8 protein-coding genes are annotated in these 20,033 nt (G+C 64.2%); 6 read left to right on the top strand and 2 right to left on the bottom strand.

Going from position 1 to position 20,033, the window contains the following annotated elements:
* A partial coding sequence (locus tag Q0L57_RS21360) for an alpha-2-macroglobulin family protein (protein WP_296745025.1) occupies nucleotides 1–4,496 on the bottom strand: 4,496 nt, incomplete at its 3' end.
* A gap of 277 nt (nucleotides 4,497–4,773) precedes the next feature.
* Between Q0L57_RS21360 and Q0L57_RS21355 the strand changes: the two genes are divergently transcribed.
* From Q0L57_RS21355 to Q0L57_RS21330, 6 genes are all read left to right on the top strand, one after another.
* Nucleotides 4,774–6,702 carry an autotransporter assembly complex family protein gene (locus Q0L57_RS21355; protein ID WP_296745024.1) on the top strand — a complete coding sequence of 643 codons (1,929 nt, stop codon included), beginning with the start codon at nucleotides 4,774–4,776 and terminating at the stop codon, nucleotides 6,700–6,702.
* A 2-nt stretch (nucleotides 6,703–6,704) separates the two neighbouring features.
* Nucleotides 6,705–12,758 carry a translocation/assembly module TamB domain-containing protein gene (locus Q0L57_RS21350; RefSeq protein WP_296745023.1) on the top strand — a complete coding sequence of 2,018 codons (6,054 nt, stop codon included), beginning with the start codon at nucleotides 6,705–6,707 and terminating at the stop codon, nucleotides 12,756–12,758.
* Nucleotides 12,759–13,021: 263 nt separating this feature from the next.
* Nucleotides 13,022–14,680 (top strand): ABC transporter substrate-binding protein, encoded by a 1,659-nt coding sequence (locus tag Q0L57_RS21345; protein WP_296745022.1) that lies wholly within the window; start codon nucleotides 13,022–13,024, stop codon nucleotides 14,678–14,680.
* A gap of 149 nt (nucleotides 14,681–14,829) precedes the next feature.
* Nucleotides 14,830–15,864, top strand: coding sequence for an ABC transporter permease (locus Q0L57_RS21340; RefSeq protein WP_296745021.1), 1,035 nt, complete (start codon nucleotides 14,830–14,832; stop codon nucleotides 15,862–15,864).
* Between the two features lie 12 nt (nucleotides 15,865–15,876).
* Nucleotides 15,877–17,034 (top strand): ABC transporter permease, encoded by a 1,158-nt coding sequence (locus Q0L57_RS21335; protein WP_296745020.1) that lies wholly within the window; start codon nucleotides 15,877–15,879, stop codon nucleotides 17,032–17,034.
* A gap of 50 nt (nucleotides 17,035–17,084) precedes the next feature.
* The gene (locus tag Q0L57_RS21330) at nucleotides 17,085–19,406 is read left to right on the top strand and encodes an ABC transporter ATP-binding protein (RefSeq protein WP_296745019.1); all 2,322 of its coding nucleotides are present in this window, start codon (nucleotides 17,085–17,087) and stop codon (nucleotides 19,404–19,406) included.
* Nucleotides 19,407–19,419: 13 nt separating this feature from the next.
* On the opposite strand, the gene Q0L57_RS21325 is transcribed toward Q0L57_RS21330, so the two are convergent.
* A complete protein-coding gene (locus Q0L57_RS21325) occupies nucleotides 19,420–20,010 on the bottom strand; it encodes a transglycosylase SLT domain-containing protein (RefSeq protein WP_296745026.1) in 591 nt (196 codons plus the stop codon).
* Nucleotides 20,011–20,033 lie beyond the last annotated feature (23 nt).

Genomic DNA, 20,033 nt, shown 5'->3' with positions numbered 1-20,033 from the left:
GCCTTCTTGTTGCGGGCGAGCACATAGAGCGCGTAGGCGATCTCGCTGCCGCGATCCTGGACGCTCTGGTCGTAGCCAAGCGAGTTCTGCAGGTTGTTCAGCGCCTGGTTCATGGCCTGCGTCGGCACGTCGTATTTCTGCTCGCGAGCGCGGGTCAGGAATTCGGTGACATAGGCGTCGAGCCAGAGATCGCCGGAGCCGGGACCCCAGAGACCGAAGCTGCCGCTCGCCGCCTGGTAGCTCAGCACCTTGTAGACGGCCTCCTGGATGCGACCATGCAGTTCGGGGTCGCTCTCCATGCCGATGCTGGAGGCCATGTCGTTGACATAGAGCAGCGGCATGGCGCGGCTGGTGGTCTGCTCGGCGCAGCCATAGGGGTAGCGGTCGAGCGACATCAAAAGCGAGGGCACGTCGAAGGCCGCTGCCTGCGAGACGCCGACGCTGACCGAGGCGCCGTCGAGCACGCTTGCCGCGAGCAACTCCTTATCGACGCGCAGCGCGCCGCCCTTGGGCTTCAGGTCCACCACCATGCGGTTGGTGACCGGAAGCTGTGCCGGGCGCACAGGTAGATAGAGCGTCTGCTCGGCCTCGGTGCCGTCGGCATGCGCGAGCTTGACGGTGATCGATGCATCGCCCGCCGTGTGCGCGATCAGCGGGAACGACAGCGTTTGCCGCTTGCCCTGGGCCAGCGTCAGCTTCTTGGGCAGGGGCTTGTCGCCGGTCGAGAGATCACCCGTGGTGGTGACCGACAGCGAATAGTCGCCGGCCGGGCCATCGGTGTTGGCGACATCGAGGCGCATGGTGGCGGCATCGCCGGGCGCCAGGAAGCGCGGCAGGCCGGCAGTGATCACCACCGGATCGCGCACAATCACGTCGGTCTGGGCATGGCCGATGGCTTCCTTGGTCCAGGCCACGGCCATGACGCGCACGGTGCCATTGAACTGCGGCAGGTCGAAGTCGACTCGCGCCTTGCCATTGGCGTCGAGCTGCACGGGGCCAGAGAAGAAGGCGACCAGCTTTTCGGTCGGCGGGCTGCCTTGCGATTGCATGTTGGCGCCGTCGCCGCCGGTGCGCAGCTTGCCAGTGGTGCCGAGCGAGCCGTCGATCAGACGGCCATAAAGGTCGCGGATCTCGAGCCCGAGCATGCGCTGGCCGAAGAACCAGTTCTCCGGATCGGGCGCCTTGTAGTTGGTGAGGTTGAGGATGCCGACATCGACGGCGGCGACCATGACATAGGCGTTGCTGCCGGCCTTGGCGCCATTGACGGCGACCGGGATCGACAGCTGCTGGCGCGGCACGGTCTTTTCCGGCGGCGTCAGGGAGACGGCGAGCTTCTTCGAGCCTGGGTCGACCTTCAGCCATTTGACGCCGATGGCGCGCCCGGGCATGCGCGATTCCTGCGCGTCGCCCGGCCTGAACAGCGTCGCCGTGACATAGGCGCCGGCGCCCCAATCGTCGCCGACCGGGATATCGACGGTGCCGCCACCGGCCGGCACCGAAGCCGTCACCGTCTTCAAGAGCTTTTCGGCACCGATGGTGACGAGCAGTTCGCCGGCAAAATGCGGCGACACTTTCAGCTTGGCGACCTCACCGGCGGCGTAAGTATCCTTGTCGAGCGCGATCTCCAGGCCGTCGGGCGTCTCGGTGGTGGTCGAGGCCACATACCAGCCGGCATCGAACTCATAGCTGGTTGCCGGGCCGTCCGGGTCCGCCGTCTCGACCTCAAGCCGGTAGCGGCCCCAGTCGACCGGGAGCGACACCGTCGCCTCGCCGTCGGCGGCGAGGTCGACCTGGCCGTTGGCCACGGCCTTAGTGAGGTTCACCGCTTCGTAATTCCAGGAATTGTTGGAGCGATACCATTGGTAGTTACGCTCAACCTTGACCAGCGACCACTGCGCGCCCTTCAGTTCCTCGCGCTTGCCGTTGGGGTCGACGGCGATGATGCTGAACTTGGCGGTTCCGCCTTGCGGCACCTCGTCGCCCTGGAAGTCAGGTCGGATGCCGATCATGTCCCGCATCGGGTGAACGCCGATGTCAAGCGAGCGCTCGACGGCGCGGCCGCCCGTTTCGCGCATCCTGACCGTGACCTTGGCGTTGACCAGCTTGGTGGTCGAAGGCAGTTGGTCGATCGTGACCGGGAAGGTTGCCTTACCATTGTCGCCGACGACAGGAAGGTTGGTGAACGGTGTCACCGACGGTTGGGCCGACTGCTCGTCGGCAAGGCCAAAGCTGTAGTCCTTGAAACGATCCCAACTGCTTGTGGTCGACAGCGTCATCTCGCCTTCAAGCGCGAGGCCCGCGGCCGGCGCGCCATAAAGGAAGCGGCCGTCGACGCTGACGTTGGCGGTTTCGCCCTGGGCGATCTCCTTCTTGTCGGCGGTCAGGTCGAACTCGATGCGATCCGGGACGAAGTCCTCGACCAGGAACATCTGGCTCGCCACGGCGGGCTGCTTGGGGTCGGTGTAGACCGACACCGTCCAGGTCCCGCGCATGGCGTTGGCCTCGAGCGGCAGATCGACGGCATGGCCGCCGGCCGAGGCGCCGTCGCTGACGATGCGGCGGCTCTCGACGCCGTCGGGGCGTGTGAAGATGAAAGTCAGCGGCAGGTTCTCGACCGCCTTGGCGGCGCCGTCGCGGGCAAGGGCGGCGACATGCACGTCCTCGCCGGCGCGGTAGATGCCGCGCTCGGTCCAGGCATAGACGTCGAGGGCACCGGGAGCGGCGCGGCCGGCGACGCCGCGATCGGAGAGATCGAAGCCAGCCTTGGCCATGTCGAGGAAGACGAAGTCGCTATCGCCCTGCTTGGCCATCAGCACGGCCGGCACCATGCCGTTTTCGCCGCGGGTGAGGCCCGGATTGAAGACGGCGTGGCCTTCGGCGTCTGTGGTCGCGGTGCCGAGGATTTCATTGTTCTTGGCAAGCAACGTCACTTCGGCGCCGGCGATCGGCTTGGCCGAGCCCAGCGAACGGGCAAAGACGTTGAGCCCGTCCTGGCCGGTATAGGTGGAGAGGCCGATGTCGGAAACGACGAACCACTGCGTGGCCCGCGAACCGTATTCATCGCTCTTGTCGTCGACAGGCTGCGCGGTCAGCACATAGACGCCCGGCTTGCGCTGCGGAATTGCCTGATCCACCGGGAAGGACGTCGTGACTTCCTTGTTCAGATCGTTGGCGATTTCGAGCGTGCCCTCCCAGACGGGAGAGCCCATCTGGTCGGAGATCGTGGAGATGTCGTAGCCATCCAGCTGCTTCAGAAACTGGTAACCCGACAGAAGCTGAGCCAACGAACGATCGCCAATGCGATAGACCTTCATCTTGGCGGCGTTCATGTTGACGGTGACGACCGGAATGCCGCGGCGGGCGCCGGCCGGCAGCACGAAGCTGTCGCCGGTGAAGCGGGCGGAGGGGGCGCGGTCCTGGACATAGATCGACAGCACGACCGGCGCGGCGATCGTCTCGCCGATGGCGGCAGGCAGGCCGGCGCGGAAGGTCACGTCATAGTGCTGACCGTGTTCCAGTCCCTCGACGCATATCTGCTTGTCCTTGGCTTCGACGGCCTTGGGGGCGGCGTTGTCGACGGTCACGAATTGCGAGTAGTCGACGCCGGTCTTGACCAGTTCCTCCGAGAATTGGGCGCAGATGCGCGGCGAACTTGCATCGGCGTCGACAGAGTGGTCGATAATGCGGAAACCCTTGCGCGACTTGAGGTCGGCGTAGCTGGCCTGGACGGCCGGCGAATTCACCAATGCAAGGCTGGCCTCATAGGCCTGCAGCGACGGCCGGTAGAGGTCGCGCTTGTCGAGGCCTTCGGCAAGCAGCGCGAGCGCCTCGGCACGGGTCTTTGCCGTACGCACCAGCTTGTAGGCGTTGAAAGCGGCCGACGTCGCATTTACCGGCAGGGTCGAGGGTTCGGAGGTGTTTGAGGCCGGCTGCACGCCGAGCGTTTCGCGCGCCAGCCCCAGCCAGAGCGCGCCATCATCGGGCAACACGGAAAGCGCCGCCTGGTATTTCTGCATGGCGAGGCGGTGGTCGCCGGTACGTGCGGCCTGCTCGGCCGCGGCCTGGAGCGCCGCCAGGCCTTCGGTCGGCTTGTCATAGGCAGGGTCGGTCAGCTTGTTGCGGAACTGCTGCGCCTGATCGGCCATCCAACCGGGAAAGAAGGCGAGTGCCGGCGGGGCGCCGATGTCGGGGTCGCCATCGACATTGGCGATCTTGCCGGCGACGGCGCCGCTGAAGGGTTTCAACTGGTTATAGTCGGATTTGAGAAAGCACCATTTGGCCTTGGTGTTGTAGGTGAAAGCGCGGCAGGCGGAATCGCCCAGGCATGCGGTCTTGCACTGGTCGAGGCTGACATTCTGGTCGGACCTGAGGTCGAAGCCGAAGTAATCCGAATTGTCCGTTGTCACGATTCGCCGGGCCTCGGCCGCTTGCGCGATGCCGCTAAAGGCGAAAAAAAGGACGAGGAAAGAGAGAACACGAGCCGCGCGCATTGCCACATCACCCTCCAGACATTGCAGCGTCCGGGCATGATCAAGCTTCAGCCAGGCTTGTCAACGCCGGAACGCGACAGGTTTTTCCACCTGCCAACGGTTTCCATCCCGGCCAAAGGCCGGTATTTCGACAGAACCTCTATGAGACGGATCACACTTTCTTGCGAAAGCGCAAAAGGTGTGAATTCCAAGCCCGGTCTATTTCAGACAATTGGATTGTGGCCCCTTTACGAGCGCTTCAGAACTTCATTCCAATTTTAGGTTTGTCGACTAGGTTGTCTTAATGCCGGCGCATGAAAAGCAGATGTCAGGGGGGATCGCGCCAGGGCGCGGGCTTCCGCGCGCCCTGCTTTTGGCGCTCGTCTGCTCGACCGTGCTTTACGGCGAAATGCGGCCGGCGGCCGCCTTCTCAATCTTCGGCATCAAGCTCTGGGGCTCGTCCAACGACGAGGACGCAAGCATCGTCGATCCACTGCGCTATTCGGTGACCATCGACGCGCCGGACGCCGACAAGGACCTGGTCAAGAAGCTCGAAAATGCGTCGGCGCTGAAGAACGACGAGGAGCACCCGGTGTCGGGATCGCTCGGCCTGATGGCCAAGGCGCGCAGCGACCGGGAACAACTCGTCGCGGCGCTCTACGCCGATGCCCGCTATGAAGGCGTGGTCACGGTCACGATCCAGGGCAAGTCGATCGACGAATTGCCGCCGGACGCCGAATTCAAGGGGCCGCAGCCTATTCCGGTTGTCGTCAGCATTGCGGCCGGACCGAAATTCACGCTGGGCGACATCAGGCTGAAAGGCGACGCCGCTGGGTTGGCGAGCGCCGATTTCGGCCTGATCGCCGGTGGCGACGCGGGGTCCGGGGCGGTGCTCAGGGCGGAAGCCGCGATCGTGCGGGCGTTGAAGGAGGAGGGCCGGCCGCTCGCCAAGGTCACGGGCCGTGAAATCGTCGCCGACCACGCCACCTCGACGCTCGATGTCACACTTACCGTTGCCGCCGGGCCAGTCGCCGGCTATGGCGATACGACCGTCGAGGGCACCGACAAGGTCGACCGCGACTTCACGGAATACATGACCGGCCTGCAGCGCGGCCGGAAATACTCTCCGCAAGAGATCGACGATGCCCGCGACCGCCTGCTCGGGCTCGAGGTCTTCAACAGCGTGACCATCAAGGAAGGCGACCGCCTCGACGCCAACGGCAACATCCCGATCGATGTCCAGGTGAGCGAGCGCAAGCCGCGCTTTTTCGGTGTCGGCGGCACGTTCTCGAATACCGAAGGGCTGGGGCTCGAAGGCTACTGGGGCCACCGCAATCTCTTCGGCCAGGCCGAGAAGCTGCGCTTCGACGGCGCGATCAGCGGCATTGGCAGCAACAGCATCTCCGCGCTCAACTACAACGCGGGCGTCATGTTCGAGAAGCCCGGCGTGCTCGGGCCGACGTCGAAGTTCTTCACCGGCATCAAGACGGTATTCGAACACCCTGATGCCTATGACCATTTCTCGGTCAAGGGCGACGTGGGTGTGTCCTATGACCTCGACAAGCAGCAACGGGTCTCGGCCGAGTTCGACCTGGATTATTCGCGCATCCGCGATGCTTTCGGCAAGCACACCTATCTGATCGCCAGCATTCCGCTGCAATATGTCTATGACGGCCGCGACAGCAAGCTCAACCCGACCAGGGGCTTCAGGGTGCTTGCCTATGCCGAGCCGAGCCACGACATCCTGAACGGCGCGACCTTCCTGAAGCTGAAGGGCGAGGGGTCGGCCTACCAGTCGCTCGACACGGCGAGCAAGTTCGTGCTCGCCGAACGGGTCGCCATCGGCTCGATCGTCGGCACCGGCGTGGAGAATGTTCCGGCGGACCGGCGCTTCTATTCCGGCGGCGGCGGTTCGGTGCGCGGTTATTCCTACCAGGGTATCGGTCCGAAGGACAGCAACGGCCAGCCGATCGGCGGTCTGTCCTTCTTCGAAACCTCCGTCGAGATGCGCATCGGCGTCACCGACACGATCGGGATCGTGCCCTTCGTCGACGCCGGCACGGTTTCGACCAAGTCCTTCCCGGGCTTTTCCAATGTCAAGGTCGGCGCGGGCGTGGGCCTGCGCTACATCACACCGTTCGGGCCGTTGCGCATCGACGCGGCCGTGCCGCTCAACCGCGATCCGAGCGATCCGCGTTTCGGCATCTATGCCGGTATCGGCCAGGCGTTCTGACGATGAAGATCTTCTGGCGCATCATCCGCATCTGCCTCTACACGCTGCTCCTCTTGCTGGTCGTGGCGATCGGCGCGCTCGTGGTGCTGACCGGCACCGAGGGCGGCCGCCAGAATCTGGCGGACCTGATCTCGAAGATGGCCTCTACCGAGGACCGCAAGGTTACCGTCAGCGGCATAGAGGGGATATGGTCGGGCGCGTTGCGTCTGGATCATGTGGTGCTGGAGGATCGCGCGGGACCATGGCTGGTGGCGCGCAAGGTGGCGCTCGACTGGTCGCCGATGGCGCTTTTGTCCCGCAACTTCAACGCAGATCGCATAGCCGCGGAGCGGATCGAACTGGCGCGGCTGCCGCAGGCAAGCCAGCAGCCCGCGCAAGGTGGCTCGACCAGCCTGCCGGTTTCGGTCGACGTCAGGCAAATCGACCTGCCTGAGATCGCGCTCGGTCAGGAACTCGCCGGCAGCGGTATCGCCGAACTTGCCGCCAAGGGCTCATTCAAGGCCGATCCATCGCCATTGGCCGTCCAGAGCGTGCTCAACGTCACCCGCCGCGACGGCAAACAAGGCAATGTCGACGCCAAGATCCATTTCGCGCCGGCAGACAACAAGCTTGATCTCGACCTCAAGGCCTCGGAGCCGGCAGGTGGGATCATCGCCAACCTGCTCAATCTACCGAACGCGCCGCCCGTCGACATCGTTGTGTCCGGCACAGGGCCGCTCGCCAACTGGAACGGCGTCGGCACCTTCGTCGTCGATCGGCAGATTGTCACCCAACTGACCGGGCGCCACCAGCTCACCGACAAAGGCCACTACATTGAGGCCAAGGGTGATGGCGAATTCGAGCGCTTCCTGCCGGAAAAGTTCAAGTCGCTGTTCGCCGGCAAGACCGGCTTCGATGTTGCCGGCACGGCGACCACGACAGGCGGTATCGACATCGAGCACGCCACTATAGAGAGCGACACGGTTCACGGCACGGCCACCGGCAATGTCGACCCTAAAGGGGCCAGCGACCTCGCCGTCGAACTGTCTGCCAAGGACAAGCCGGTCACCATCGATGTGGGCACCAGCGCGGTTCCGATCCTGGTCGCCATCCAGAAAGCGACGGCACGCGCCTTCGGCGATGGCAAGGCGCCGATGGTCGACATCGGCACGTCGCTGGCTTCAATCGCGGTCGGCGGCACCCAGCTCAACAATCTGACGGGCGAGATCCATTCCGACGGCTTCGACGTCGAAAACCGCAGCGGACCCGTCAGCATCAAGCTTGCCGCCGCCGGATTGAAGACCGATGTGGCGACGCTGGCGCCACTGGTGACGGGCAAGCTCGCCGCCGATCTATCAGGTTCGATCAGCCGCGAGACGGTGACCATCGACAAGGGCACGCTGCAAAGCGACGCGCTGAACGCCTCGCTGACGGCCGGCGTGTCGCTTGCCGATCTGTCGATGACGCTGAAGATGAATGCCGACGCCGTATCGAAAGCGCTGCCGCCGCAGATCAGCTCGCTGCTTGGTGAGCGGGTGAAGTTCTCGGCCACGGCGACGCGTGACCCGAAAGGTTCATTCGCGGCCAATTCGCTGGAACTCACCTCCGGCTCACTCAGCGCCAGCGGCACTGGCAGCATGCAAGGCACGGACCTCCAGGCGGACGTAAAGGGCACGCTCGGCGACGTCTCCCCACTATCGTCGCTTGCCGGCACGCCGCTCGCCGGCGGGGTGAATTTCGCGCTGACCGCGAGCGGCCCGCGCTGGGCCCCGGACTTTTCGGTCTCGGCCGACAGCGCCAGCCTCACCGCGGCAGGTCGGACTGTGAAAGACATCAAGCTTTCCGCAAAAGGCAAGGCCGACATCGCCAACCCAACCGCCAGCGTTTCGCTGACCGGGAACGCCGAGGGACAGCCGCTCGACATAAGCGCGTCGCTGGTGACGGCCGACGGCAAGCGCTCGATCAAGGGGCTCAATCTGTCGCTTGGCGACAGCAAGGTTTCGGGCGATCTGGTCCTCGACGACCGGTACCTGCCGCTCGGAACGCTGACGCTCGCCGTGCCAGACATCGCGCCGTTGGCGGCGCTTGGCGCCCAGACCGCGACCGGCGACATCAATGGCACGATCGCCTTCGCCAAGGACGGCGAGGCACCAACCGTCACCGTCAACATGGCCAGCGGATCGATTTCGCACGGCGATCTGGCGGCAAAGACCATCGCAGTCAACGCGCTGATAGCCAACTATCTCAAAGGCCCGGCGATTTCGGGCACGATCAAGGCCGACAGCGTGACGTCCGGCACGACCGTCGTCAGCGGCATCGGCATCGATCTGAAACGCGACGGGGACTGGACCAATTTCTCAGGCGGCGCGACGGCATCGGGCATTCCGGCAACCGCGAGCGGGCGCGTCAAGATCGCCAACGGCACGACCAGCGTCGAGATCGCTTCCGGCGAAGCCACGGTGCGCGGCATCAAGGCGGCGATCGCCGAGCCCTCGAGCTTCTCGATTGCCAACGGCATCGCCAATATCGAGAAGCTCGCGCTCGATCTCGGCGGCGGCTCGGTCGCCCTTTCGGGCAATGCCGGCCAGACCCTCGACCTGACGGCCAGCTTCGCCAATCTGCCGGCTGGGCTCGCCAATGATTTCGTGGCCGGACTTGACGCGACAGGCCAGATGAACGGCACGGCCCATATTACCGGTCCATCGTCGAACCCTGATGTTCAGTTCAACGCCAAGCTTGCCGGTGCCGAGACCAGCCAGACCCGCCAGGCGGGACTTGGACCGCTCGATCTTGATGCCGCCGGCAGCGTTTCGACGGCGGGCGGCCTCGTCATCGACCAGGCAACGCTTTCGAGCGAGAAGGTCTCGGGCAAGGCGGCGGGCACCATCAATCCGAATGGCGCCAGCGATTTTTCGCTCGACCTCACTTCGAAGGGGCCGAGCCTGCCGCTCAAATTCGGAACCGCCGAGAGTCCGGTCGAACTGGAACTGAAATCCGTCACGATGAAGGCCGCAGGGCAGGGCGCCACGCCACGGCTCGACATTTCCGCGACCTTGCCGTCCGCCGTCGCCAACCACGTCAAGGTGGAAGGCCTGGGGCTGACGTTGCATTCCGACGCTTTCGACGTGAAGAGCCGCGCCGGCCCTGTTTCGGGCATGGTCGAGGCCGACAAGATCGACCTCGACAATCCGACCGTAGCTCCGCTCGTGGCCGGCAAGGTCGCGGCCAAGGTTACCGGCAGCCTTGCCCCCGATGCCATCACCATCGACAGCGGCTCGGCGAGCAGCGGTGCGGTGGACGGCGCCTTCAACGGGCGGGTGTCGTTCGCCGACGGCTCCGTCGACTTCAACGTCAAGGCGGATGTGCTCTCGGCGGCATTGCCCGCCGCGGTGCGCGGCGTGCTTGCCGAGCGCACGCAGTTCAGCGCCACGACGCAGCGCGACACCAAGGGCAATGTCAGCGTCGGCCCGGTGAAGCTCGTATCGGGCGCGCTGACGGCCGACGCGCAGGCCGGCATTGCCGACAACAAATTGAGCGCTGCCGTGAAGGGCGCGCTGGCCGACATGTCGCTGCTGTCCAAGGACGCCAAGGGCGCCATCACCTTCTCTCTCGACGCGCAAGGCGCCCCGACCGCGCCGGATCTCTCGCTGACGGTCAACAGCGACAAGCTCTCCGTGGCGTCGCGCGACATCACAGGGCTGAGGCTCACCGCGACCGGCAAGGCGGACGCGGCCAATCCGGCGGCCAATGTGCAACTGACAGGCAATGTCGCCGGGCAGCCACTGCAGGGCAGCGCGGTGCTGGCAACCACCAACGGCAAGAGCGCGATCAACGGGCTGCTGCTTTCGCTGGGACCGAACAAGATTTCCGGCGACCTCGCCCTGGACGAGGCATTCGTGCCGGTGGGCACCGTCTCGCTCAACCTGCCAGACATCGGGCCGCTGGCGGCACTCGCCCTTGAAAAGGCGGAAGGCGACGTGCGCGGCACGATCGCCTTTACCAAGACTGCCAACGGCCCGAACGTCGCCGTCAAGGCGAGCACGGGGGCCATCAAGCGCGGCGACCTCTCGGCCAGGAACGTCGCCGTTGACGCGCAGATCGCCAATTATATGGCCGCTCCGGTCATCGCGGGCACGGTTCGCGCCGAGAGCGTGACGTCGGGCGGGACGGCCATCACCGGCATCGACGTCGATCTCAAGCGGGACGGCGACTGGACCGGCTTTTCCGGTGGCGCCACCGTCAAGAACATTCCCGCAAAGGCGACCGGCCGGGTGAAAGTGGCGAACGGCACGACGACGATCGAGCTCGCCTCGGGCGACGCCACCGTGCAGGGCATCAAGGCCGCGATCGCGCAGGCTTCGACCGTGACCATAGCCAATGGCACCACGACGCTCGACAGGCTGGTGCTCAATCTCGGCGGCGGCACGGCGACGGTGACGGGCAAGGTCGGGCCGGCGCTCGACATCAATGCCAACCTGGCCAAGGTGCCGGTGTCGCTCGCCAACAGTTTTTCGCCGGGCCTCGATGCCGCCGGATCGATCTCCGGCACGGTCAAGGTGACCGGCGCGCCGGCCAGCCCGTCGGTAAACTTCAACGTCGACGCCTCGGGAGTGCAGACCTCGCAGACGCGTGGCGCCGGTCTGGGCGGCATGAACGTGTCGTCTTCGGGAACGTTCGCCGGCAACAAGTTGACCTTCGACGCCAACATCAGCGATGGCACAGGCCTGGGTCTCAAGGGTGGCGGCTCGGTGACGACCGCCGGCACGCCGGCGCTGTCGCTCGATTTCAACGGCAAGGTGCCGTTCTCCTTCCTTGCCGACAAGCTTGCCGCGCAGGGTCTGGGGCTGACCGGCACGGCCAATGTGAACATGCAGGTACGGGGGCCGGCGTCCTCCCCGATGATCGGCGGCACGGTGAGCACATCCGGCGCGCGCCTCGTCGACGCCCGCACGGGCCTTGCGGTCAACGACATCGCAGCAGACGTCTCGATCGGCAACGGGGTCGCCAGGATCAACCGCCTGACCGGCACGCTGTCGACGCGCGGCAGCATCTCGGCGAGCGGCACGGTCGGCATCACGCCCGCGCAAGGCTTCCCGGCCGACCTTTCGATCAAGCTCACCGATGGCCGTTATACGGATGGCAGGGTTGTGACCGCCAATCTCGGCGGCGACCTGACCATCAAGGGGCCGCTCGTCTCGGCGCCGGCGATATCCGGAACCATCAACCTGGCGAGGACGGTGATCACGGTACCGGAAAAGCTGCCCGGGTCGCTCTCCGCACTCGACGTCAAGCACAAGAACGCGCCCGCCGCCGTGCGCGCGCAAGACAAGGCCCTGCGTCCGGCTACGTCGAGTGGCAAGGGCAACAGCAGCAGCGGCCTGACCCTCGATGTGACCGTCAATGCGCCGAACCAGATCTTCATCCAAGGCAGGGGTGTCGATGCCGAGCTCGGCGGTTCCCTCAAGCTCACCGGGCCGGCCTCCGCGCCGCAAGCGGTCGGAACCTTCACGCTGCAGCGCGGGCGGCTGTCGATCCTGGCCAAGCGGCTGACATTCACCGAGGGCACAGTCGGCTTCTCGGGCTCGCTCGTGCCGGAACTCAACCTGACCGCGACCACGACCACCAGCACGGCCACCGTCACCATTGTCGTCTCGGGCGAGGCGACCAACCCGAAATTCACCTTCTCCTCCGTGCCGGCGCTGCCTGAGGACGAGGTGCTGGCGCAGTTGATCTTCGGCCGCTCGATGTCGAACCTGTCGCCCCTGCAGATCGCGCAGCTGGCGGAAGCAGCGGCGCAGCTGGCCGGGGTCGGCGGCTCGACCTCGCTGCTCGAAAACCTGCGCAGCGCCATCGGCGTCGACGATCTCGACGTCACCACGGACGACAAGGGCGGCACCGCGGTCTCTGCCGGCAAATACCTCAACGACCGCACCTATGTGACGATCCAGAAGGGCGACAAGCCGGGCTCCGGCAAGGCGACCATCGACCTCAATGTCGGGCGCGGCGTGAAGCTTCGCGGCGAGGCCAACGATGCGGGCGAAGCGAAGGGCGGCGTGTTCTACGAGCGCGAATATTGAGAGCGGCGCGTTGTTCCGTCGGCGGTTTACGCGCGCCGCGACAGCCCTTATCCACATAAAATGTCTTGATTTAATCGCTCCGTGCGATTTTTGGCGAATCTGCGACGCACTAACAAATTTGCGTCAAGACTGTCGCTATCGCGCGAACCGGCTTGCTTCCAAAGTTGCACATTCCCTAACATGTTCCCAATCCAAACCGTCTTTGACATCAGGGTCTGGATGCGGAATGTTAAAAGGCAGAAAGCCAACAATGGGAGTTAGTCATGGCAATCTACAAAAGTAACGGTGACCGTGTTCCGGATCACATCCTGGCCATGGCCGAAGAGGCCAAGTCGGGTAAGGTGGACCGTCGCGAATTCCTGGCGCTGGCCAGCATCTTCGGTGCTTCGACCGCTATGGCCTACGGCCTCCTCGGCCTCGCTGCTCCGACCCCGGCCAAGGCCGACGAGGTACAGGGCAAGAAGGGCGGCGTGATCAAGGTCGCCATGTCCGTCAAGGATCCCAAGGATCCGCGCACGGCTGACTGGTCCGAGATTGCCAATGCCGAGCGCCAGGCCCTTGAGCCGCTGGTGAAATACACGCACCAGTACACGTTCGCCCCCTACCTGCTTGCCAGCTGGGACATCAATGACGACGCTACCGAATACACGCTGCATGTGCGGCCGGATGTCGAATGGAACAACGGCGACAAATTCACCGCCGACGACGTGATCCACAATTTCACGCGCTGGGCCGAAAAGGGCGCCGCGGGCAATTCGATGCCCGGCCGCCTGGGCAGTCTCGTCGATGACAACACCAAGAAGCTGCGCGATGGCTCGATCGTCAAGGTCGACGACCTGACCGTCAAGCTCAAGCTCACCAAGCCCGACATCGCCCTGATCGCGAACCTGACCGACTATCCGGCGCTCGTCGTGCACAAGACCTTCGATGAGAAGGGCGCCAACTTCAAGAATTGCCCGATCGGAACCGGTCCGTTCGAGCTCGTTTCCTATGATGTCGGCCAGAAGGTGGTCTACAAGCGCCGCGAGACCGGCAAGTGGTGGCAGGGCGAGGTCTTCCTCGACGGCGTCGAGTTCATCGACTACGGCACCGATCCGGCCGCGACCGTTTCGGCTTTCGAATCGGGCGAGGTGCAGACCAACCACGAGACGACCGCCGACTACGTCAAGATCATCGAGGGCGTCGGCGCGCCGGTTTCGGAAGTGGTGACCGCGGCAACCGTGGTGTCGCGCTTCAACGTCAACGCCAAGCCCTATGGCGACCAGAAGGTTCGCCAGGCGATGTGTCTCGCCGTCGACAACGCCACCGTGTTGCAGCTCGGCTACGGCAACGCCGGCACGCCTGCCGAAAACCACCATGTCGCGCCGATCCATCCGGAATATGTCAAGCTGCCGGAGGTCAAGCGCGACATCGCCAAGGCCAAGCAGATACTGACGGAAGCCGGCGTGATCGATTTCGAGCACGAGCTGATCAGCAACGACGAGGACTACCACAAGAACACCACGGACGCGATCGCGGCCCAGCTGCGCGAGGCCGGCATCAAGGTGAAGCGCACCGTGCTGCCGAGCTCGACCTTCTGGAACGACTGGACGAAGTATCCGTTCTCGGAAACCAACTGGAACATGCGCCCGCTGGGCATCCAGGTCATCGCCATTGCCTATCGCAGCGGCGAAGCATGGAACGAGACGGCCTACGCCAACCCGGACTTCGACAAGAAGGTGAACGAGGCGCTCGGGATCGCCGATGCGGAGAAGCGCAAGGTTGTGATGAAGGATATCGAGCAGACGCTCCAGGATTCCGGCATCATCATCCAGCCTTACTGGCGCAAGCTCTACATCAACATCAAGCCCGAGGTGAAGAACCACTCGATGCACCCCACCTACGAGCACGACTTCGGCAAGGTCTGGCTCGACAAGGCGTGATCCATTGCTCGATGAATGCGAGGGGCGTCAGCTCCTCGCGTTCACCGCGCCGTCGCCGTTGCATCTCCCGCAGCGGCGGCGTTGGCGTCACAAGGTTTTCGAAACAGGGTTGAACGTATCTGACCCCAACTCGCCGGCAGGGGGCACGCATGTTCTCATTCATAGCCAGACGCATCGGCACCATTCTGCTCACGATGCTGTGCCTGACGCTGGTCGTCTTCTTCCTCGTCAATCTAGAGCCCAACCTGAAGAAGCTGGCGATCAGCCAGACGGAAATGCACACGCCTGCCGACCAGCTTGAAAGCTGGCTGGTCAATCACGGCTACCGGCAGAACTTCTTCGTGCGCTACGGCCAGTGGCTCGGCGTCGTCCCCAAATATCCGATCACGGATCCGGCGACCGGAAAGACCACACAGCGCTTCTCCTTCTGCAACGATCCGGTCCAACCGCAGTTCTCCGGAGTGCTGCAGGGCGACTTCGGATGTTCGACCAAGTTCAAGACGACGGTCGCCGCCAAGCTGTTCCCGGCGCTCGGCGCGACCGGTATCCTGATGTTCTGGGTGCTGGCGGTCATGGTGCCGATCTCGCTGCTTATCGGCATCCTTGCCGGCATGCGCGAGGGCTCGCGCACGGACCGAGCGCTGTCGGTCGCCTCCATCGCCTCGACGGCGACGCCTGAATATGTGTCGGGGGTCATCTTCACCGTCATCTTCGCGTCCTGGCTCGGCTGGCTGAACGGCTCCGCGGCGTCCGCCAGCCAGGGCATCACCTTCTACAATTTCACCCTGCCGGTGATCACGCTGGCGATCTACGGCATCGGCTACATCGCACGCATGACGCGCGCCTCGATGGTCGAGGTGATGACGCAGCAATACATCCGCACGGCGCGCCTGAAAGGGCTCTCCTTCAGCAGCGTGGTCATCAAGCACGCGCTGCGCAACGCGCTGATCGCGCCGTTCACAGTCATCATGCTGCAGTTCCCATGGCTGCTCACCGGCGTCGTCATCGTCGAGGTGATGTTCCGCTACCAGGGGTTCGGCTACACGCTGGTCGAAGCCGCCGGCAACAACGACATCGACCTCCTGCTCGGCTGCTCGCTGGTGTCGGTGTTCATCGTGCTGATCACGCAGCTCATCTCCGATGTCGGGTACGCATTCCTCAATCCGCGCATCAGAGTTCAGTAGGGGACAGGGCGGATGCAGACCGAATATATCAGTTCCTTCGACATCGTGGTCGGCGTGCTCTGGCGCTTCTGGCCGGTATGGGTCGCGCTGTTTCTGGTGATGGGCGCGAGCTTCGCCTACAAGAAGAAGCTCGGCCTATATGGCCAGCTCTTCGACAGCGGCGTCGGCATTGCCGGCGTGGCCATCTGCCTGTTCTGGCTGTTCACGGCGATCTTCGCCTCGACCATCTCGCCCTTCGATCCGCTGGCTCAGGTCTCGGTGATGAAGGACACGCTGCCGGGCGCAATCGAGCCGGCCTCGAAGCTTGTCTACTATTTCGGTGGCGACAAGCTCGCCCGCGACGTGTTCTCGCGGATGGTCTTTGGCAGCCAGATCGTGCTGATCATTGCGCCGGCCGCGACCGGCTTCGCGCTGATGGTCGGCATCACGCTCGGCCTGCCGGCCGGCTATTACGGCGGCAAGATCGACACGGTGCTGTCGTTCCTGGCCAATCTGGTGCTGGCGTTCCCGGTCATCCTGCTTTTCTACCTGCTGGTGACGCCGGGGATCATGGACACGCCGATCCCCTATGCCATGGCAGGGCTTTTCTTCCTGTTCCCGATCATCTTCTTCTGCGTGCTGTTCTGGACGCGCTACAAGAACCGGCCGGACAGGCTCTATATCCTGCTCGGCGTGACGCTCGTCGTCGGCGGCTGGATCTATGCCGGCCTCGTGTTCGACAAGGACCCGCTGCACATCGTCCACATCGATCCCAACCAGCTCAACATCTTCGTGGCGGTGGTGTTCGCTTCCAGCCCGGGCGTGTTCCGCATCGTGCGCGGGCTCACCATGGACATCAAGACGCGCGACTATGTGGCCGCGGCGCAGACGCGCGGTGAATCGCCCTGGTACATCATGCTGTGGGAAATCCTGCCCAATGCCCGCGGACCGCTGATCGTCGATGCCTGCCTACGCATCGGCTACACGACGATCCTGCTCGGCACGCTCGGCTATTTCGGCCTGGGCCTGGCGCCGGAAAGCCCCGACTGGGGCACCGCGATCAAGGATGCGAGCCGTCTGCTGCGCTCCTTCATCCACCCGGCGCTGCCGCCGACGATCGCGCTGATGTCCTTCGTGCTGGGGCTGAACCTCCTGGCGGATTCGCTGCGTGAGCAATCGATGAAGGATTGATGGTGGGGCTTTTGGCCCCATCTTCCAAGAAACAAGGATTGGAGCGACCCATGAACGAGGCAGTTCGAGATCCGGCCCAGCCCATCATCGAGATTGAAAATCTCTCGATTTCCTTCTTCACCCGCAAGGGCGAGATCCCGGCCGTGATGGATTTTTCCTGCACGGTCATGCCTGGCGAGGCGATGGGCATCGTCGGCGAATCCGGCTGCGGCAAGTCTACCGTGTCGCTCGGCATCATGCGCGACCTCTCCAACATCGGAAAGATCGTTGGCGGCAGGATCAAGTTCCAGGGCAAGGACATGGGCGACATGTCCGACGAGGAGTTGCGCTCCATCCGCGGCAACAAGATCGCCATGATCTACCAGGAGCCGATGGCCAGCCTCAATCCGGCGATGAAGATCGGCCAGCAGCTGATGGAAGTGCCGCTCATCCACGACAAGGTGTCGAAGGAGGAAGCCTACACTCGCGCGCTCGACATGGTGCGCGCGGTGAAGCTCCCCGACCCGGAGCGCATGATGCGTTCCTATCCGCACCAGCTCTCCGGCGGCCAGCAGCAGCGTATCGTCATTGCCATGGCGTTGCTGTCGAAGCCGGCCCTGCTTCTGCTCGACGAGCCGACGACGGCGCTCGACGTCACCGTCGAGGCCGGCATTGTCGAGCTGGTGAAGGGGCTAGGCGAGAAGTTCGGCACCTCCATGATCTTCGTGTCGCACAATCTTGGCCTGATCCTGGAAACCTGCGATCGCATCACGGTGATGTACTCGGGCGAGGCGGTGGAGACCGGAAAGATCGAGGATGTGTTCGACCGGATGCGTCATCCCTATACGCAAGGGTTGTTCCGCTCGATCCCGCTGCCTGGAGCCGACAAGAACTCGCGGCCACTGATCTCCATTCCCGGACAGCTGCCGCTGCCGCATGAGCGGCCGAAGGGCTGCAATTTCGGCCCACGCTGCCACCATTTCGTCGAGGGCGTCTGCAACGCCGCGGAAATTCCGATGGTCCCGGTCGAGGGTCACGAGGGTCATTTCTCGCGCTGCGTGCGCTTCAACGAGATCGACTGGGAAGCTTTGCCGCCCGGCGCCAAGAAGGTGAACGAGAAGGTCGAACCCGGTGCGCCGGTGCTCAAGATCGACGACCTCAAGAAGTATTACAGGGTCGGCGGCAGCGAAGTCTTCGGGTCCAGCGAAGGCCGTGTGGTCAAGGCCAACGAGACGATCTCGTTCACCGCGCGCGAGTCGGAGACGGTCGCGATCGTCGGCGAGTCCGGCTGCGGGAAGTCGACGCTGGCCAAGGTGCTGCTCGGCCTCGAAACGGCCAGCTCGGGCACGGTGACGCTGGGCAACAAGGAGATCCAGTCGACCGGCATCGAGAGCCGCAATGTCGAGACGGTGTCGTCGATCCAGATGGTGTTCCAGAACCCGTTCGACACCCTCAACCCCAGCCACACGGTCGGCTCGCAGATCATCCGTACGCTGGAGAAGTTCAACGTCGGCAAGACGGTCGCAGAGCGGCGTAAGCGCATGCTGGAGTTGCTCGACCTGGTGAAGCTGCCTCGGGCCTTCGAGACCCGCAAGCCGCGCCAGCTTTCGGGCGGCCAGAAGCAGCGCATCGGCGTGGCGCGGGCCTTTGCGGGCGATGCCAAGGTGGTGGTGGCCGACGAGCCGGTCTCGGCGCTCGACGTGTCCGTGCAGGCCGCGGTGACCGAGCTGTTGATGGACATCCAGCGCAAGAACAAGACGACGATGCTGTTCATCAGCCACGACCTCTCGGTGGTGCGCTACATCGCCGACCGCGTCGTCGTCATGTATCTCGGCTACATCGTCGAGCAGGGCACGACCGACCAGATATTCTCGCCACCCTATCATCCGTATACCGAGGCGCTGCTGTCGGCGATCCCGATTGCCGACACCAGCGTGGTGAAGAAGCACATCGTGCTCGAGGGCGACATCCCGTCGGCAATGAATCCGCCGACCGGCTGCCCGTTCCAGACGCGCTGCGGCTACAAGAAGCTGGTTCCGGACAATCTGTGTGAAACGAAGGTGCCGCCGGTGAAGAACCTTGGCGACGGCCATATGAGTCTCTGCTGGCTGGCGGACGATGTGCTGGCCAAGATGGAGCCGGTGATCAAGTTCGACAAGGAACACGCCGCGCATGAGGGCGTGCCGGACGATGCGGCGCACGGGTCAGGACCAGGCCAGTCGGGAACGACGCCCGATCGACCGCACGGCAAGACGGCCAGCGCGGAAGCGGACGAGATCGGCGAGGCCGTGGAGGAAAGCGATGCCGGCATGCGGGCTCGTCGTCACAAAGTCCGCGACGAGGACTCCGAAACCGGTACGTTCAGGCCGAAAGATCCGACGAGGCGGCACTAGGCCAGACGAAGCGTCAGCTGCCGCATTGCCTTAACTGCGCCTGATAATCGCGCGCCATTTGGTCGGTGGCGCGTGCGTAGTTCTGCACGCCGGCGTCGCCCCGATTGCCGCGGCCGTAGGCGGTCCAGCCGAGATAGTAGGCGAGGTAGAGATTGTAGGTGTCGTTTCGGGCCACGCCGAAGCTGTCGGCGGTCTTGGAATGGTACCAGCCCACGAAATCGATGGCGTCGGCGAAGCGTGTTCGCCGCGCCGTCCAGTTGCCGGTCTCGCTCTGGTATTGCGACCAGGTGCCGTCGAGGGCCTGCGAGTAACCGGTGGCGCTTGAGACATGCGTCCAGGGAATGAAGCCGAGGAGCTTGGTGCGCGGCGGCCTGGCATTGCTCTTGAAGCCGGATTCCTTCCTCACCGTCGCCATCAGCACGGGCACCGGTATGCCGTATTTCTGCTGGGTGCGCTCTGCTGCGGACTGCCAGTTGTCGAACCAGCCGTCATTCTGGTCGAAGACCGCGCAGACATTGTTGATGTGGCTCGGCGCCGTCGCGCAGGCCGAAAGCGCCAGCAGCACAGAGACAGCTACAATTTTACTAAAACTCGACCTACGCATTGGATGACGAATAGGCCGAAATC

The organism is Mesorhizobium sp., assembly GCF_024509055.1.
Taxonomy (GTDB): domain Bacteria; phylum Pseudomonadota; class Alphaproteobacteria; order Rhizobiales; family Rhizobiaceae; genus Mesorhizobium.
The sequence above is the reverse complement of the archived record's forward strand: the minus strand, read 5'-3'. Positions and strand labels throughout refer to the sequence as shown.

Bases quoted from the DNA above. Each gene is read 5' to 3' on its own strand.
- Q0L57_RS21340 (WP_296745021.1), top strand. From the start codon at position 14,830: ATGTTCTCATTCATAGCCAGACGCATCGGCACCATTCTGCTCACGATG.
- Q0L57_RS21325 (WP_296745026.1), bottom strand. From the start codon at position 20,010: ATGCGTAGGTCGAGTTTTAGTAAAATTGTAGCTGTCTCTGTGCTGCTG.
- Q0L57_RS21335 (WP_296745020.1), top strand. From the start codon at position 15,877: ATGCAGACCGAATATATCAGTTCCTTCGACATCGTGGTCGGCGTGCTC.
- Q0L57_RS21350 (WP_296745023.1), top strand. From the start codon at position 6,705: ATGAAGATCTTCTGGCGCATCATCCGCATCTGCCTCTACACGCTGCTC.
- Q0L57_RS21330 (WP_296745019.1), top strand. From the start codon at position 17,085: ATGAACGAGGCAGTTCGAGATCCGGCCCAGCCCATCATCGAGATTGAA.
- Q0L57_RS21345 (WP_296745022.1), top strand. From the start codon at position 13,022: ATGGCAATCTACAAAAGTAACGGTGACCGTGTTCCGGATCACATCCTG.
- Q0L57_RS21355 (WP_296745024.1), top strand. From the start codon at position 4,774: ATGCCGGCGCATGAAAAGCAGATGTCAGGGGGGATCGCGCCAGGGCGC.